16 protein-coding genes are annotated in these 16,153 nt (G+C 56.0%); 12 read left to right on the top strand and 4 right to left on the bottom strand.

Features of this window, described 5'->3' with window-relative positions; all coding sequences use genetic code 11:
* Positions 1-100: 100 nt before the first annotated feature.
* Entirely contained in the window at positions 101-388 is a 288-nt protein-coding gene (locus BC777_RS12340) for a YggT family protein (protein WP_100368481.1), read from the bottom strand.
* A gap of 138 nt (positions 389-526) precedes the next feature.
* Between BC777_RS12340 and BC777_RS12335 the strand changes: the two genes are divergently transcribed.
* The 7 genes from BC777_RS12335 (at position 527) to BC777_RS12305 (ending at position 6,875) form a co-directional block, all read left to right on the top strand.
* Positions 527-1,069: an acyl-CoA thioesterase gene (locus BC777_RS12335; protein WP_100368480.1), complete on the top strand. Its 543-nt coding sequence runs from the start codon at positions 527-529 to the stop codon at positions 1,067-1,069.
* A 69-nt stretch (positions 1,070-1,138) separates the two neighbouring features.
* Positions 1,139-2,515 (top strand): MFS transporter, encoded by a 1,377-nt coding sequence (locus tag BC777_RS12330; RefSeq protein ID WP_100368479.1) that lies wholly within the window; start codon positions 1,139-1,141, stop codon positions 2,513-2,515.
* A complete protein-coding gene (gene mepA / locus BC777_RS12325; RefSeq protein WP_100368478.1) occupies positions 2,500-3,405 on the top strand; it encodes a penicillin-insensitive murein endopeptidase in 906 nt (301 codons plus the stop codon). Before BC777_RS12330 ends, mepA begins: the two co-directional genes overlap by 16 nt.
* Before the next feature lie 39 nt (positions 3,406-3,444).
* The gene (locus BC777_RS12320) at positions 3,445-4,257 is read left to right on the top strand and encodes an esterase-like activity of phytase family protein (RefSeq protein ID WP_168769153.1); all 813 of its coding nucleotides are present in this window, start codon (positions 3,445-3,447) and stop codon (positions 4,255-4,257) included.
* A 78-nt stretch (positions 4,258-4,335) separates the two neighbouring features.
* Complete coding sequence (locus tag BC777_RS12315) at positions 4,336-4,977, top strand: queuosine precursor transporter (protein ID WP_100368476.1); 642 nt, start codon at positions 4,336-4,338, stop codon at positions 4,975-4,977.
* A gap of 313 nt (positions 4,978-5,290) precedes the next feature.
* Positions 5,291-5,704, top strand: a complete 414-nt coding sequence (arfB, locus tag BC777_RS12310; RefSeq protein ID WP_100368475.1) for an alternative ribosome rescue aminoacyl-tRNA hydrolase ArfB — start codon at positions 5,291-5,293, stop codon at positions 5,702-5,704.
* Positions 5,705-5,777: 73 nt separating this feature from the next.
* Complete coding sequence (locus tag BC777_RS12305; RefSeq protein WP_100368474.1) at positions 5,778-6,875, top strand: GGDEF domain-containing protein; 1,098 nt, start codon at positions 5,778-5,780, stop codon at positions 6,873-6,875.
* Positions 6,876-6,941: 66 nt separating this feature from the next.
* On the opposite strand, the gene pncB is transcribed toward BC777_RS12305, so the two are convergent.
* Entirely contained in the window at positions 6,942-8,234 is a 1,293-nt protein-coding gene (gene pncB, locus BC777_RS12300; RefSeq protein WP_100368473.1) for a nicotinate phosphoribosyltransferase, read from the bottom strand.
* Between the two features lie 72 nt (positions 8,235-8,306).
* Here pncB and BC777_RS12295 point away from each other — a divergent pair, with 72 nt between their 5' ends.
* Both BC777_RS12295 and BC777_RS12290 read left to right on the top strand, forming a co-directional pair.
* Positions 8,307-8,846, top strand: a complete 540-nt coding sequence (locus BC777_RS12295; protein WP_100368472.1) for a hypothetical protein — start codon at positions 8,307-8,309, stop codon at positions 8,844-8,846.
* Positions 8,847-8,871: 25 nt separating this feature from the next.
* A complete protein-coding gene (locus BC777_RS12290) occupies positions 8,872-9,729 on the top strand; it encodes a DMT family transporter (RefSeq protein ID WP_100368471.1) in 858 nt (285 codons plus the stop codon).
* Here the strand turns inward: BC777_RS12290 and pncA are convergent.
* Positions 9,726-10,319, bottom strand: coding sequence for a bifunctional nicotinamidase/pyrazinamidase (pncA, locus tag BC777_RS12285; RefSeq protein WP_100368470.1), 594 nt, complete (start codon positions 10,317-10,319; stop codon positions 9,726-9,728). The genes BC777_RS12290 and pncA overlap by 4 nt on opposite strands.
* Before the next feature lie 148 nt (positions 10,320-10,467).
* Between pncA and BC777_RS12280 the strand changes: the two genes are divergently transcribed.
* From BC777_RS12280 to BC777_RS12270, 3 genes are read left to right on the top strand one after another with little or no spacing between them, the layout of a single operon-like run.
* Entirely contained in the window at positions 10,468-11,715 is a 1,248-nt protein-coding gene (locus BC777_RS12280; RefSeq protein WP_100368469.1) for an Hsp70 family protein, read from the top strand.
* 24 nt (positions 11,716-11,739) lie between these two features.
* The gene (gene trhO / locus BC777_RS12275; protein ID WP_100368468.1) at positions 11,740-12,645 is read left to right on the top strand and encodes an oxygen-dependent tRNA uridine(34) hydroxylase TrhO; all 906 of its coding nucleotides are present in this window, start codon (positions 11,740-11,742) and stop codon (positions 12,643-12,645) included.
* A gap of 5 nt (positions 12,646-12,650) precedes the next feature.
* The gene (locus BC777_RS12270; protein WP_100368467.1) at positions 12,651-13,694 is read left to right on the top strand and encodes an AbrB family protein; all 1,044 of its coding nucleotides are present in this window, start codon (positions 12,651-12,653) and stop codon (positions 13,692-13,694) included.
* Here the strand turns inward: BC777_RS12270 and gyrB are convergent, their stop codons facing one another.
* The gene (gene gyrB / locus BC777_RS12265; protein ID WP_100368466.1) at positions 13,695-16,109 is read right to left on the bottom strand and encodes a DNA topoisomerase (ATP-hydrolyzing) subunit B; all 2,415 of its coding nucleotides are present in this window, start codon (positions 16,107-16,109) and stop codon (positions 13,695-13,697) included.
* Positions 16,110-16,153: the final 44 nt, after the last annotated feature.

Below are 16,153 nucleotides of genomic sequence, written 5' to 3'. Positions count from 1 at the left end.
CAGGCCTGCCGCGTTGCCCCAATGACAAACAGTTTTCAGCAATTTTCGCCTTGACGCAACCGCTTGCTGTGAAACAAGGCGCGGGCGGGCGAAAAATTGTCTAGGCGATTGAAATCATCGCGTTGGTCAGGAATATCCGCAAAATCTCGATCGAGACCAGAACGGCAATTGGCGTGATGTCGATACCGCCAAGGTCGGGCATGTACCGCCTTATGCGGCCATAGATCGGGTCAAGGATGCGTTCCAACCCATACCAGACCTGACCCACGAACTCTTGCCGGATGTTGAGCACCTCAAACCGGATCAGCCAGCTCATGATGAAATGGGCGATCACAAAAAACCGGAATACTCCAAGGATCAAAAGGATGATTTGGATAAGTGATATCATGCGAAAGGCGCCCTTTGTTTGGTCTGCCATGACCTAAGCGTTCAGGCGCGCGCCGACAAGCCCAAGGTTGCCGCAAGGTCAAAGTTGACGTTTACGTCAAGCATGACCATTTCTGGCAGGGTATCGAAGGACCGAGCTATGTATCCTATCATTCGCGTAATCAAAGAAGTGCTCAGGGCGCGCCGCATGCCACCCCTGCATGCGTTGGACAGCCATGTGTCCTATCACCGGTGCTGGCCCCAAGACATTGATCAGTACATGGAAATGAACAATGGCCGTATCCTCAGCATCCTTGATATTGGACGGACGGGCCTTGCCCAGCGCGTTGGCCTACTGGGCGCGTTGACCAAGAACCGCTGGGGGCTGACAATTGCCGGATCGTCCGCCCGTTATCGCAAGCGGATCAGACCCTTCGTCAAGTTCCGCATGGTCAGCAAGGCCGTCGGCTGGAGCGAGCGTTTCTTTTACATGGAGCAGACAATCTGGATTGGCGATGAATGCGCGGTGCAGGTGCTGTATCGCTCGGCCGTGACAGACAAGAATGGCATTGTGAACCCGGCACTTGTTTTTGCAGCTGTCGGCATGGATCAACCGTCACCAGAGAAACCCGCATGGGTTCAGGCGTGGATCGATGCCGATAATACCCGCCCCTGGCCACCAACTGACAACGGAACGTCGTAACAGAGATTTCTTGCCAGCGAAGGTGTTATCTGTGCCTTATGCCCACAAGGGAAGAGCAGGAACACGCATATGGCAGTGGCGCAGAAACGCATCTGGGGGTGGATGGCCTTTGATTGGGCATCACAACCTTTCTATACGCTTGGCCTGACCTTTATCTTCGGTCCCTACTTCGCCGTTGTCGCGACCGAGTATTTTTTGGGCACCGGGTTGGCAGAAGACGCCGCAAAAGCGCAATCGCAGGCGGTTTGGTCATTGGGACAGACGATTGCTGGCCTGATGATTGCATTTACGGCCCCCTTTTTGGGCGCTTTCGCCGATAACTCTGGCCGGAAAATGCCGTGGATTGCGTTTTTCTCGGTCGTCTACGTGGTGGCTGCTTTCATGCTTTGGGGGCTGACGCCAGATGGCGCGACCATCATGCTAACCCTTATTATATTTTACGTCGGGTTCTTTGCCGCCGAAAGCGCGTTGAACTTTGTCAACGCGATCCTGCCCTCGCTGGGCAATGATCAAGAGGTCGGTCGCATCTCCGGCTCTGGCGCGGCATTCGGGTATTGGGGCGGCGTTACGTCCCTTTTCATCATGCTGATTTTCTTTGCCGAGAATGACCAAGGGGTGACATTTGTGGGCTTTGCCCCTGCTTTTGGTCTTGATCCTGAAACACGCGAAGGCACCCGCTTTGTCGGCCCGTTTATTGCACTTTGGTACGCCATCTTCATTATCCCGTTCTTTATGTTTGTGCGCGACGATCCCAGGGCAGAAAAGAAGTCGACGCAATTGGGTGCTGTTTGGGGTGAACTGCTCGACACGCTCCGCGGGGTCTTTCACCGCAAAAGCCTGTTGAACTTTTTGCTCGGCTCCATGTTTTACCGCGATGCGCTGAACGCGTTATATGCCTTTGGTGGTGTCTATGCCGCCCTGGTGCTGGATTGGCAGACGACGCAGATCGGTATCTTCGGGATCATTGCGGCGATTGCAGCCGCTGTCACCACATGGCTTTCGGGCCTTGCAGATGCACGCGTTGGTCCCAAGCCTGTGATCCAAGTCGCAGTCTGGGTGCTGATCATCGTGTCTGCCACAATTGTCGGCATGTCGCGTGAAGCGATCTTTGGCATCCCCTTGGCGGACGGGTCCGGCATACCTGATACCATTTTCTATATCTGTGGCGTCTGTATCGGTGGCGCGGGTGGTGCAGTTTACGCCTCGTCCCGTTCCATGATGGTGCGCCACACCCATCCTGACCGCCCGGCCGAGGCTTTTGGCCTATTTGCGCTGACCGGCAAAGCGACTGCATTTCTGGCGCCTGCGCTGATTACGCTGTTCACGGTCATGACCGGTAATAATCAATTAGGGTTTCTGCCCGTAATCTTCCTTTTCCTGATCGGGCTTTTGTTGTTACGGTGGGTCAATAAAGACGGAGATCGCGCAGAATGGTCCGCTTCATAATTGCATTTGTCCTCGCCGCCGGGTTGGCGGCATGCCAAGCCGACGTACCGCCACCGGAGGTCAGCCAGGCAGCAGGCGACCCAAATGATACGCGCATTGCCAAGGCGCTATTTGGGGCTGCACCCGCTGGGTCTGCCCAAACGCCGCAACCAATCGGGGGCTATTCGCGCGGTTGTCAGGCAGGCGGACAGCAATTAGCGGAAACCGGGCCGACATGGCAGGCCATGCGCCTGTCGCGAAACCGCAATTGGGCGCAGCCAACAACGATCGACTACGTGCAAGATCTCAGCCGCTTTGCCGCCACACAACCCGGATGGGAAGGGCTTTATGTTGGCGATATGAGTCAGCCCCGCGGTGGCCCGATGCTGACGGGCCATGTGAGCCATCAATCGGGGCTTGATGTTGATATCTGGATGCTGCCACCCGACCGGCTGAACCTCACGGTAGAAGAACGCGAAAACCTCTCATCCATCTCGATGCGCCGTCAAGCCGGGGCCTTTACCAACAGCCGTTGGACCCCCCAGCACGAGGAGATCCTCAAGGCTGCCGCTTCTGATCCGCGCACAGCGCGCATCTTTGTCTTTCCCGGGGCAAAAGTGGCCATGTGCAACAATGCGACTGGTGATCGCAGCTGGCTGAGCAAGATACGCCCATGGTGGGGACATCATTATCATTTCCATGTGCGCCTGAATTGCCCGGACGGGGCAACGGGCTGCACCAATCAAACACCACCACCTGCCGGTGATGGCTGTGATGATGCCCAGGCGTGGGTTGACCGTATTCTCAACCCGCCACCGCCTGACCCTGACGCCCCGGCGCCAACGCCGCGCGCCGAATTGACCATGGCCGATCTGCCTGGTCAGTGCGCTGCCGTTCTGAACGCCCAGTAATTGCTGCGTCTCTTATGCCTTCTGGCCCTTCTCAGGGCCATGCCCGCCTATGCGGATGCAATATTTCTGGGCAGCTATGAATGGATAATCGCAGATCCTGACTTTGGTGGCTTTTCCGGAATCGAAGTCTTTGATGACGGAATGGGCTTTGTCGCGCTGAGTGACCGTGGCGCGATGATACGCGGTAAATTCCAACGACAGGACAGCGTGATTGTAGGGGTCGAGGCTGGACCAATCAAACGATTGCGCGGCGCATCCAGTGTCCCGCTGGATCGCGCAAACAGTGACAGCGAAGGGCTGGCGATTGCATCCGATGGGCTGATCTATATATCATTCGAGTGGATGCATGGGCTGAGGGTATTCGGCGCGGACACTGAATCCACCTCTGACCTGATCACCAGCACCGCCTTTGCCGGCATGCAGGACAATGCCTCGCTCGAAGCGCTTGCCATAGGCCCTGACGGCACACTCTATACCATGCCGGAACGGTCAGGGCGGGCAACACAACCCTTCCCTGTCTTTCGTCTCATGAATGGGGAATGGGACGTGCCCTTTACCATACCACGCCGCGGACCCTACCTGCTGTCGGGGGCAGATATCGGACCTGATGGTCTGCTCTATGTCCTCGAGCGTGACTTTGTCGGCATCGGTTTTCGCAGCCGTGTGAGGCGTTTCGCGCTGGATGGCAGCAGCGAAGAGGCGATCCTTGAAACCAGCCTGCGCGCCCACGATAATCTGGAAGGCATCAGCATTTGGGAAGATACCGATGGGTTACGCATGACGCTGATTTCGGACGACAACTTTCGCAGTTTTCAGCGCACAGAGATCGTCGAATACCGATTGACGGAATAGGCGCGGGGGTTTAGGTCGCCGATGTCCCCGACGTCCGGGGGCCAAGTGCCGCACCCTTGTCAAAACGGAATTTATCAAATGACACGCATCCTTCCCGGCGTTATCGCCATGGCCACCATCGTTGTGGCGTCCAATATTCTTGTGCAATTCCTCATCCTTGATGGGCTACTGACCTGGGGGGCGTTCACCTATCCGCTGGCGTTCCTTGTCACCGATGTGATGAACCGGGTCTATGGGCCGGGTGCCGCCCGTAAGGTTGTTCTCTCTGGTCTGGTCGTGGGCATTATCTGTTCGTTGATCGGCAGTCAGATCATGCTGCAAGGCGATGGTTATGAATATCCAGCCGTTGCGCTGCGGATCGCAATTGGCTCGGCGACGGCGTTCCTGATTGCCCAATTGCTGGACATTATTGTGTTCCAACGCCTGAACGCAGGGTCATGGTGGAAAGCACCTTTGGGCAGCACGCTTGTGGGCTCGACAGTCGATACGGTGATCTTCTTTTCCATCGCGTTTGCCGCCGTCTTCAACGGCTTCAGTGCCTCAGCCGCAGAAGAAGTGATGTGGGCGCAGGACACGGCACCTCTGTTGCTGACCGGCCCTGATGCTCCACTTTGGGTAACATTGGCCATCGCGGACTGGGGGGTGAAGCTGACCATTGCGCTGCTTGCTTTGATACCATTTCGCATCATTGTTACGCGTCTTTTGCTGCGGAGCGCCTAAACACGATATCAGGTATCTTTTTACTTGAAATATACCAAATCTGTGCGAACCTTACTTCAGGCGAAACATTTTGAAAGGAGGTGATCCAGTGCATCATGAGGTATTGGAGAAGTGTGTCGGGACAACTTGGGAGGATCGCAGCTAGGGCAGCCCTTGGCTGAAGATGACCCAAGGTGGTGATCCTAACCGACCCACCTCCGTAGATCAGGAAAGGGCCATCCCGTCGCCGGGGTGGCCCTTTTTCTTTCGGAAAACCAGCGTATGTAAGGCGTACATACAGCGTACAGAACCTGTACATACACATGGACCTACAATGCGGATCAATGATCAGATTGAAATTGCCGATTGGGAGCTGACAGAAAGCTTTGCCCGGTCGTCTGGTCCGGGTGGTCAGAACGTCAACAAGGTGTCGACGGCGGTGGAGTTGCGGTTTGAGGCAGCACGGTCGCCCAACCTGCCTGCACAGGTCAAGGCACGGTTGAAACGGCTGGCCGGGCGGCGCTGGACGCTGGATGGTGCACTGGTGCTTTTTGTTCAGGAAACCCGCAGTCAGGCCCGCAACCGCGAGATTGCGCGCGAACGCTTGGCGGATCTGATCAAGCGCGCCTGCGAAAAACCAAAGCGGCGGATTGCAACCAAACCGACCTATGGGTCGGTCAAACGCCGCCTTGCCAGCAAAAAGGCGCGCGGCGAAGTGAAGGCGCTGCGCGGAAAAGTTGATGAGTGAATCCTGATCACGCTCATCAGTTATTAAGGAATATCATCAATATTAACTGGCAGTCGATTATGGATTCTGCCGTATGCTACAGCTACAAGTCATGGTTCCGCCAATTGTTGCCCTGATGGGCTTGGCCTTTTTGTTCAACACCATCTTGCGGCACTTCCACGATTCAAAATTTGAACAAATCGCCTTTGGCCTGCTTTTTGGCCTCACGATCAGCTTTGGGATGATAAACCCCCTCACCCTTGGTGAAGGGGTTATTTTTGATACGCGCACAGTATTGGTGGGTGCCGCAGTTGCCTTTGTCGGGCCCATCGCGGGCGTGATTGCGACCGGCATCGGGATCATTTGCCGCATTGTCATTGGTGGTGCCGGCATGTCGGCCGGGGTTGTTGGCCTGCTGTTGGCCTTTGGCTTTGCCTATATTGGAACCACGCTGCTTAAGAACCGCATTCGGCACCCGGTCTTGAAAGACTTCCTGATGGCCTTGATCATCACATCGGCGGCGGCGAGTGTCTTTGTACTGCCCTACGATCTGGCAGTATCGATATTGGCCTCTATTTTGCCAACACTGATCGTGGTGGATATTGTGGGAATGATCGCCATTGGTTTTGTGTTTCGGCGCGAGGTGAACCACTTGCAACTCAACAAAAAGCTGGTTGATGAAGCAAATACAGATTCTTTGACGAACCTGCTGAACCGTCGGGGTATGGATGCCGAAATCTGCGCCACTAAGTTTGATGCGGATGTCGGGCATGCCATGTTCTATTTCGACATTGATAATTTCAAACACGTCAATGACACGTACGGGCATGGCGCAGGTGATGCAGCTTTGGCCATTGTCGCCGCGCGGATCAAAGACAGCATCCGGGATGAAGCGATCTTTACCCGCCACGGCGGTGATGAGTTTTCAATCTATATGCGGCGGCTGGATGCGACGGATATGCAGGCGGTCGCCAACAGGATTGGTGCGTCCATATCAAGCCAAGCCTTTGTTTTTGATGGTCATACTTTTAACGTGTCGATCAGCATTGGTGGATTCTGGACCAAGAACAACCTACCGGTCCAGCGGATGATCGACCTCGCCGATGCACAGCTACTTTTAGCGAAACAAGCCGGCAAGAACCGCGCGCAGATTGCCTACGACAATCAAGGGCAGAGCGCCGCTGTCGCCTAGCTAAACTTGGTCTGTTTTGGCGGCATCTGAAGGCTGGCGTGTCCTGCCCGGTAGAAGCGCGCTGGCTTACACAACCACGTCGATCGCATCTTGCGCACCAACACCGAAAACTTGCTTGTAGCGTGCAACCTCTTCTTCTGGGCCCATCGCCTTTTTGGGGTTATCGCTCAGCTTCACGGTTGGGCGCCCATTGGCAGACACCGCCTTGCAGACCAGCGAAAAGGGCGCGAGCGCATCATCGGCGACAAGGCCTTTAAAGTCATTTGTCAGCATGGTGCCCCACCCAAAGCTGACGCGGCAGCGCCCGATGAACTGCTTGTGCAGTTCAACGATTTTGTCGGCATCCAGCCCGTCCGAAAAAATGACCAGCTTTTCGCGTGGGTCCTCACCGCGTGATGTCCACCAATTGATGGCCGTTTCGGCCCCCGCGGCCGGATCGCCGCTGTCCACCCTGATCCCTGTCCAACCGGCCAGCCAATCAGGCGCACCTTCCAGGAACCCTTTGGTGCCATATGTATCTGGCAGAATAATGCGCAGGTTGCCGTCATGTTCTTCATGCCAATCAGCAAGCACATCATAGGGGGACTGACGCAAAGCCGCATCCGTTTCCGCAAGGGCGGCATAGACCATGGGCAGTTCATGGGCATTGGTGCCAATCGCCTCAATCTCGCGCATCATGGCGATGCGGCAGTTTGAGGTACCTGTAAAGTTTTCCCCCAACCCTTCCATCATCGCCTGCACGCACCAATCCTGCCACAGGTAGGAATGCCTGCGCCGGGTGCCGAAATCAGCCAAGCGCAAGTCGGGAATTGATTTGAGTTGATCAACCTTTTCCCACAGCTTGGTCATCGCGCGCGCATATAGTACCTGAAGCTCAAACTTGCCCATGTCGCCCAGAACCGCCCGCCCGCGCAGTTCCATGATCACAGCCAAGGCCGGGATTTCCCACAGCATCACCTCGGGCCAGGTCCCTTCGAAAGTCAGCTCATATTGCCCGTCCTTCTTTTCAAGGTGGTAGGGCGGCAATTGCAGGTTTTCAAACCATTCCATAAAGGCCGGGGTAAACATCTGTCGTTTGCCATAAAAGGTGTTCCCGCGCAGCCAGGTGCTTTCGCCGCGGGTCAGCCGCAGCGAACGGATATGGTCCAGCTGTTCGCGCAACTCCCCTTCATCCACCAGTTCGGCCAACCGAATGGATTTTGTCCGGTTGATCAATGAAAAGGTAACCTGCGTGTCCGGGTGATTGCGGAATACGGACTGACACATCAACAGTTTATAAAAGTCCGTATCAATGAGCGACCGTACAATCGGATCGATCTTCCATTTGTGGTTCCAGACCCGTGTTGCGATATCGACCATATGCAGTTCCCCCTGTCGGCGCTTAGTGTTAGATCAACAGGACGCGGATGTGGCAAGGGGGGCCTTAAAGACATGGCATTGCGTTACGATTTCGATATGGTGGCAATCACGCCAGAGGGTTTGCCAGATGAATTTGGCGATTTGACCGTCACAGGCGTGGCAGCCGAAAAGGTCGCCATGTTTCGCGACGCACAGACCGCCAACGCCTTGAAAACCGCCGATGCGGCAGTACGCACCTATTTCACCGATAGTGGTTTTGCCCTTTCACATTTTGATAGCGGCGCGCCTACTGGCCGCTTTGCGATGCGCGACGAAGACGCGCGCATCGCTGTGATTGACCGGCTGACGGCCAATCTTGAAACGCATGATCTGACCAATGCGGCCTGGGGCACGTTTGATTTTGACGCGTTCATGGACGCGCTCGACGCAGCCACACCTGTCGAAGATGAGTTGTTGGCCCCCACGAAAAAACCGACACCGGAACATGACCGCGCGGTGGCTGAGGCGCGTATCGCGTCCCGGAAAGATAAGGGGCGCCGGATGATGGCACTTGGTGGATCTTTGCTGGGCCTGATCATGATTTTCTACGTTGCAAGTCAGACATTGAACTGATCCGCAATCGCAAGGCCCGTCTGTCATGACCAGCTCACCCTATTCTACACAGCTGGTCGGCGCGGTTGTTCTGGCAATGACGCTGATTGTCGGGGGCGATGCCGCCGCGACGGTGTTAACCGGCGCAGGCTTTCCGCAGACCTTCGTGGCATGGACCCGCTTTGCCCTGGCAGCCTGCTTGCTGGCACCGCTTTGCGGTTTGGGGCGCGCCGACCTTGGCCTGTTTCGCGATTGGCGGTTGTATCTGCGTGCGGGGCTGATTGTTGGTGGTATCGTCAGTATTCTGACAGCGCTCAAGACCGAACCTATGGCGAATGTCTTTGCCGGGTTTTTCGTAGGGCCGGTGGTGTCTTATTTCCTGTCAGCCACCCTGCTGGGCGAGCGGATTACACCACTGCGGACCTGCCTTTTGATGACCAGCTTTGCCGGTGTTTTATTGGTGGTTCGTCCTGGGTTTGGCATGACAACGGGCATGGGTTTCGCCATTTTGGCTGGCTGTTTTCACGGCTCTTATCTGGTTGCAACACGGTGGTTGGCGGGTGAATTTCGGCCACGGTTCCTCTTGTTTTCCCAGTTGATCATCGGCGCGGTCCTGTTGTCACCCTTTGCCTTGGCAGAGGTTCCCGCAGTTACTCTGCCACTCTTTGGGTTAATCACGATCTCTGCCTTGGGTTCGGCCGGAGGAAACTTACTGTTGGTTCTGGTCAACCGCACAACACCCGCAGGCGTGGTTGCGCCTCTGATTTATAGCCAGCTACTGGCAGCCATGATCATCGGTTGGGCCGTATTTGGCCAGTGGCCCGATGGCCTGAGCCTGATGGGTCTTATCATCATTATAGTTGCGGGCGTGTCATCGGTTTGGTTTGCAGGCAAAGGCCGCTAGATGAGCTTGACACCGGCATCCTGCATCCCGGATTTGGCCGCATTGAGCGAGCCGTCAAAATCAATCGCCCTGCAAAGCGCCATATCGACGTTGACATTGAACCCCAGTTTGGCGGCGTCAACGGCGGAATAATTCACGCAGAAATCGGTCGCCAGACCCACCAAAGTCAGCGTATCAATACCGCGTGTGCGCAGGTAACCTTCCAAACCGGTTGGGGTTGTCTTGTCGTTTTCAAAGAATGCGGAATAGCTGTCGATCGCCGGGTTATAGCCTTTGCGGATAATCAAATCTGCACGGTCGATCTGCAGGTCGGCATGAAACGCCGCACCCTTGCTGCCCTGAATACAGTGATCGGGCCAAAGCACCTGTGGGCCATAGGGCATCTCGGCCATGCTCATCGGTGCCGCACCATGCGTTGAAGCGAAAGAGGAATGACCCGCCGGGTGCCAGTCTTGCGTCAGGACAACCGCGTCAAAATCGGCCATTTTCGCATTGATGCCTGCCACGATGTCGTCACCACCCGCGACAGCCAACGCACCACCAGGGCAGAAATCATTTTGGACATCAATGACAAGTAAGGCGTGGGTCATGGCGTGCTCCGGGGTTTGGGTATGGGTAAAATAGCGGGTTCTGCCCGCCCCTGCGACTGCTTTGTGTATGTACCGGCAAAACAGCACTTGTCACGGACAGCGTGATTTCATATCAGCCGCGTCTTTCACGTTCTTGCAGGAGGCCAGAATGGCGACTTTGGGTATCGACTTTGGAACCTCCAACACGGCGGCCGGGGTGATGGCGGCGGGCCATCCGCATTTGATCACGGTAGAGCCGGGGCGCAAAACGCTGCCGACATCTGTATTTTTTGATTATGACCGCAAGGTCACGACCTATGGGTCGGTGGCGAATGCCGCTTTGATTGATGGCCGCGAAGGGCGGTTCATGCGCGCGCTAAAGTCCGTGCTGGGCACGCCCTTGATGCGCGAAAAACGCCAGATTGCCTATGAACGGCTAACGTTGATTGAGGTGGTCGCCCGGTTTCTGCGGATGATCCGCGAACGGGCAGAGGCCGAGACAGGGCAGACCTATGACACCGCCCTTTCTGGCCGACCTGTCCGCTTTCATTCGACCGATACCGCGCGTAATGCACAGGCCGAGGTTGATCTGCGCGACGCCTATATGCTGGCCGGATACAAAGACGTGTCCTTCATGTTTGAGCCGGAAGCTGCAGCGCTGGCCAGTGGCCCACTTGCCAAGGGTGAATTGGGGCTGATCGTGGATATCGGCGGCGGGACGTCTGATTTTTCCATCTTTGAACGTAACGGAGACGCGACGCGGATTATTGCAAGCCATGGTGTGCGTGTGGGTGGAACAGACTTTGACCGCGCGATCAGTATATCCGAGGTCATGCCACTTTTGGGTCGCGGGGCCGAGGTGCGCAATGCGCTAGGACAGGGCCGTCATGTGGCCCCGAATGCGATCTTCAATGACCTTGCGACGTGGCAGAAAATTCCCTTCGTCTATACAGGTGAAAACCGCCAGATGGCCGCAGATTTTGCAAAACTGGGTATCGATCCTGCGCTGTTTGCACGGTTGAAAGTCGTGTTGGAGATGGAGCTGGGACATGACATTGCCTTTGCGGTTGAGACGGGAAAGATTCAGCTGAACCAACCGGATTTGGCAGAAGCAGGTATCGATTTGCGCGTCATTGAACCGGCCCTTTGGGCACAGCTGACACAGGCGGGGATGGATAACGTACTGGCAATACATGCTGGCCAAATTGCGGATTGCGCCCGTGAGACATTGGAGATCGCGGGCGTCTCTGCGTCGCAAATTGGCACGATCGTCTTTGTCGGTGGTTCCAGTTTATTGAAGGTCGTCGAAGACATAATGATCGCAATGTTCCCCGGTGCCGCACTTGAGCGGGCCGAGGCCTTTACCGCGGTTGCTGATGGTTTGGCAATTGCTGCATCGCGTGACTTGCCCCTTTGAACGGACAGGCGTATCTGAAATCACATGTATACTGTCGCTGCTCTTTATCACTTTACCCGTTTCGATGACCCTGCAGGTTTGAAAGGACCATTGCTTGATCTGTGCAAATCAGGTGGCGTTATGGGCACCCTTCTTTTGGCCAAGGAAGGGGTGAATGGCACCATCGCCGGAACACGCGAAGGCATTGATGCGGTGCTTGCCCATTTGCGCGCCCTGCCCGGTTGTGCCGATCTGGAGTGGAAGGAAAGCACCGCGACGCTACCCCCGTTTCACCGCATGAAGGTGCGCCTGAAGAAAGAGATCGTGACGATGGGCCAACCAGATGTGGACCCGGTCGCGCGGGTGGGCAATTATGTTGATCCTGCCGATTGGAACGATCTGATCAGCGCACCCGATGTGGCGGTCATTGATACCCGCAACGATTATGAGGTTGCGATTGGCACGTTTAAAGGCGCTGTTGACCCCGAAACCAAAAGCTTTGGCGAATTTCCGGAGTGGTGGGAAAAGAACAAGCACCGGTTTCATAACAAACGTGTGGCGATGTTTTGCACAGGCGGGATCAGGTGTGAGAAGTCGACAAACTATCTAATGGGTCAGGGTGTTGAGGATGTGTACCATCTGAAAGGTGGTATCCTGAAGTACCTTGAAGAGGTCCCGCAGAAAGACAGCAAGTGGGACGGCGAATGCTTTGTCTTTGATGCACGGGTGAGCGTCGGACATGGGTTGCAGGAAGGGCCACATATCCTGTGCCATGCCTGCCGTCGCCCGATTGTGCCTGAAGACCGCGTGCATCCTGCGTTTGAACAAGGCGTATCCTGTCACCAATGCATTGATGAAACGACCGATGCGGATAAGGCCCGTTTCCGCGAACGCCAAAAGCAGATGCAACTGGCCAAAGAACGCGGCACGCATCACATCGGCGGCTTATAAACCGGATGAACGCACCACACCCCCTCTTGCCGCAGTTCATTGCACTCGCAATAGGTGTGGCAGGTGGGTTGGTGGCTTATTTTGCGGGTTTACCGCTGCCGTGGATGCTGGGGCCGATGATTGCCAACACGGTGGCGGCCATGCTGCGCGCACCGATTGCCGGGCCGGATCGGCTGCGCCCCTTTGTAATCCCGGTGATTGGGGTGATGCTGGGGTCTGGCGTCACGGCAGACCTTTTCGGTCTGTTGGGCACTTGGGTGCTGACCCTTTTGGTCTTGCCTGTGTTTCTGGCCTGTGCGGCGGGTATTTCCTATACGGTTTACCGACGCATCGGGCGATATGACCCGGTAACTGCGTTTTATTCTGCAATGCCCGGTGGATTGAACGAAATGCTGATTCTGGGTGCCGAAGCAGGCGGGGACGAGCGGCGCATCGCCTTGGCGCATGCTGCGCGCGTGCTGATCATCATCATTTTTGTGGCCTTGTTTTTTGGTCTGATTCTGGGCGTTTCCAGCGGCAGTCGCGGCGCGGTTCAATGGATCGGCCTTTATCAGATCACACCGCTGGACTATGCAATCCTTGGGTTTTGTGCAGTGGTGGGTGCATTGCTGGGCCAATGGTTGGGCCTGCCGGCCGCGCCGGTCTTTGGCCCCATGATCCTAAGTGGGATTGCCCATATCGCGGGTTGGGTCACAGTTGCACCGCCGACCATTTTCGTGATCGCAGCACAGATCACAATCGGAACGGTCATCGGCACGCGGTTTATCGGCGCGACATTGGCCGAAATCAGGAAAGACATCGGCCTTTCGGCCATCGCATCACTCCTGATGCTGATCGCCGCCGTGGGCTTTGCCGAGTTGATCGTGATGATCAGCGGCATCCCCTTGGCGCAGGCCTTCCTTGCGTTTTCGCCGGGCGGGTTGACCGAAATGTCACTGCTAACCTTGGCGATGGGACAGGATGTCACCTATGTCTCTGTGATGCATATCATCCGGATCACCTTGGTGATTGCGGTGGCGCCATTTGTGTTTAAGTTGACCCGACGCTGATCAGAAATCGAGATTTTCTACATTCAGCGCATTGTTCTGGATAAATTCCCGCCGCGGTTCAACCACGTCACCCATCAGCTTGGTAAAGAGATCGTCGGCCTCAGCCACGTCTTCGACCTTCACTTGCAATAGCGTGCGCGCATCAGGATCCAGCGTGGTTTCCCACAACTGATCTGGGTTCATTTCGCCCAAGCCCTTGTAACGTTGTAGAGACAGACCCTTCTCGCCCTCTTCAAGGATGGCTTTCAGCAGGTCCAATGGCCCGTGAATGACTTGGCTACGGTCTTTGCGTACCAAGGTGGCAGGCAGGTTGTAGACCTCTTGCAGGCTTTGCGTAAACGTTCCGGTGCGCCTTGCTTCGCCACCGCGCAGCATAGGGCCGTCAAGCGTGCGCACTTCTTCGACGCCGCGCAGGATACGGGCCAGACGCATGCCTTTGTCTTGGGTAATACGGCCTTGCCAGCCGCGTTCCCATTCAAGCGCAATCAGGTCCAACCGCTGAGCAACGCGATCTGCGGTGCCTTGCAGGTCATTATCAACAACACCGGGTACAAAGGCCCCTGCAATAGCTGCCTGTTCAAGGATATGGCGGGGGTAATGCGTTGGGAAGGCTTCCAATACGCGTTTCAGCTGACGCGCCTCGTCCACCACACGTCGCAGGTCGGCGCCTGCGATTTCCTCACCATTACCTTGCCGCAGCATCGCGCCATCAATGCCCTGTTCGATCAGGTATTCATCCATCGCAGGCTGGTCCTTGAGGTAAACCTCGGACTTGCCGCGCGCCACTTTGTAAAGCGGCGGTTGTGCGATGTAGAGGTAACCACCTTCGATAAGTTCCGGCATCTGGCGGAAGAAAAAGGTCAACAGCAGCGTCCGAATGTGCGCGCCGTCGACATCCGCGTCAGTCATGATGATGACCTTATGATACCGCAGCTTGTCGATGTTGAATTCATCGCGGCCAATGCCAGTACCCAAGGCCATGACAAGGTTGCCGATTTCCTGACTGGAGAGCATCCGGTCAAATCGCGCGCGTTCGACGTTCAGAATTTTACCTTTCAACGGCAAGATCGCCTGCGTGCCACGGTCGCGGCCAGTTTGGGCGGACCCACCTGCTGAATCACCCTCCACGAGGAACACTTCGGTCTTTGATGGGTCTTTTTCAGAGCAGTCTTTCAGCTTGGACGCGTTGAAGTTCACATCCATCGCCGACTTGCGCCGGATTTCACGCGCCTTGCGCGCGGCTTCACGCGCGGCGGCCGCTTCAACAATCTTGGAAATGATCGCCTTGGCGATCTGCGGGTTTTCTTCGAACCATTCGTTCAGCTTTTCACCCATCAGGTTTTCGACCGCGGGGCGGACCTCGGAACTCACCAGCTTGTCTTTCGTTTGGCTCGAGAATTTCGGATCAGGCACTTTGACGGACAACACGCAGGTCAGACCTTCACGCGCGTCATCGCCAGTCAACGAGACTTTCTCTTTCTTCGAAATCCCCGTCTCGGTCGCATACTTCGCAATCGCGCGGGTCAGCGCACCGCGGAAACCGGCAAGGTGTGTGCCGCCATCGCGCTGCGGGATGTTGTTGGTGAAGGGCAGCACCATTTCGTTGTAGCTGTCGTTCCACCACATCGCGACCTCGACGCCGATGTCGTCGCGTTCGCCTGCGACGTAAATCGGCGTGTCCATTAGCGGGGTCTTGGACCGGTCGAGGTATTTGACAAATTCCTTCACGCCGCCTTCGTAGAACAGGTCAGCTTTCAGCGGTTCCGCCGGGCGCAAGTCTTCCAAAATGATGCGCACGCCAGAGTTCAGGAAGGCCAGTTCGCGCAGGCGCTTTTCCAGCGTACTGAACTCGAAATCACGGTTGCTGAACGTATCGGTTGAGGCAAGGAATGTCACCTCGGTCCCTTTGCGCCCGTTTGCGGGGCCTTCAACGCGCAAGTGTTCCGTCGTAAAGCCACCTTCAAACCGGGCGTAGTGTTCTTTGTCGTCGCGCCAGATGCGTAGTTCCAGAAAATCAGACAGCGCGTTCACCACAGACACGCCCACACCGTGCAGACCGCCGGACACCTTGTAAGAGTTACTGTCGAATTTACCGCCCGCGTGCAGCTGTGTCATGATGACCTCGGCCGCCGATACGCCCTCTTCCTCGTGGATACCAACGGGAATACCGCGCCCGTTGTCGCCCACCGTGACCGACCCATCGGGGTTGATTTTCACATAAACATGGTCGGCGTGACCGGCCAAAGCCTCATCAATACCGTTGTCCACGACCTCATAAACCATATGGTGCAGACCAGACCCATCATCGGTGTCACCGATATACATGCCGGGTCGCTTGCGAACCGCCTCTAAGCCTTTGAGAACTTTGATAGAATCTGCGCCATAGTCTTCTTGATTCTTGTTGTCTTCGGCCATGAAGGTAATCCTGTATTCTTATCCCCAAAATATATGCGTTTTGC

The organism is Yoonia maricola (assembly GCF_002797915.1).
Classification (GTDB): Bacteria; Pseudomonadota; Alphaproteobacteria; order Rhodobacterales; family Rhodobacteraceae; genus Yoonia; species Yoonia maricola.
Note: the sequence above shows the minus strand (reverse complement) of the source record. Positions and strands in the feature narration are given on the sequence as shown.

What these genes read in the sequence shown, in the direction of transcription:
- BC777_RS12305 (WP_100368474.1), top strand. Translation starts at nt 5,778, where the DNA reads ATGCTACAGCTACAAGTCATGGTTCCGCCAATTGTTGCCCTGATGGGC.
- pncA (WP_100368470.1), bottom strand. Translation starts at nt 10,319, where the DNA reads ATGACCCACGCCTTACTTGTCATTGATGTCCAAAATGATTTCTGCCCT.
- BC777_RS12330 (WP_100368479.1), top strand. Translation starts at nt 1,139, where the DNA reads ATGGCAGTGGCGCAGAAACGCATCTGGGGGTGGATGGCCTTTGATTGG.
- BC777_RS12340 (WP_100368481.1), bottom strand. Translation starts at nt 388, where the DNA reads ATGATATCACTTATCCAAATCATCCTTTTGATCCTTGGAGTATTCCGG.
- arfB (WP_100368475.1), top strand. Translation starts at nt 5,291, where the DNA reads ATGCGGATCAATGATCAGATTGAAATTGCCGATTGGGAGCTGACAGAA.
- BC777_RS12280 (WP_100368469.1), top strand. Translation starts at nt 10,468, where the DNA reads ATGGCGACTTTGGGTATCGACTTTGGAACCTCCAACACGGCGGCCGGG.
- BC777_RS12270 (WP_100368467.1), top strand. Translation starts at nt 12,651, where the DNA reads ATGAACGCACCACACCCCCTCTTGCCGCAGTTCATTGCACTCGCAATA.
- mepA (WP_100368478.1), top strand. Translation starts at nt 2,500, where the DNA reads ATGGTCCGCTTCATAATTGCATTTGTCCTCGCCGCCGGGTTGGCGGCA.
- BC777_RS12290 (WP_100368471.1), top strand. Translation starts at nt 8,872, where the DNA reads ATGACCAGCTCACCCTATTCTACACAGCTGGTCGGCGCGGTTGTTCTG.
- BC777_RS12315 (WP_100368476.1), top strand. Translation starts at nt 4,336, where the DNA reads ATGACACGCATCCTTCCCGGCGTTATCGCCATGGCCACCATCGTTGTG.
- BC777_RS12335 (WP_100368480.1), top strand. Translation starts at nt 527, where the DNA reads ATGTATCCTATCATTCGCGTAATCAAAGAAGTGCTCAGGGCGCGCCGC.
- BC777_RS12295 (WP_100368472.1), top strand. Translation starts at nt 8,307, where the DNA reads ATGGCATTGCGTTACGATTTCGATATGGTGGCAATCACGCCAGAGGGT.
- gyrB (WP_100368466.1), bottom strand. Translation starts at nt 16,109, where the DNA reads ATGGCCGAAGACAACAAGAATCAAGAAGACTATGGCGCAGATTCTATC.
- pncB (WP_100368473.1), bottom strand. Translation starts at nt 8,234, where the DNA reads ATGGTCGATATCGCAACACGGGTCTGGAACCACAAATGGAAGATCGAT.
- trhO (WP_100368468.1), top strand. Translation starts at nt 11,740, where the DNA reads ATGTATACTGTCGCTGCTCTTTATCACTTTACCCGTTTCGATGACCCT.
- BC777_RS12320 (WP_168769153.1), top strand. Translation starts at nt 3,445, where the DNA reads ATGCCCGCCTATGCGGATGCAATATTTCTGGGCAGCTATGAATGGATA.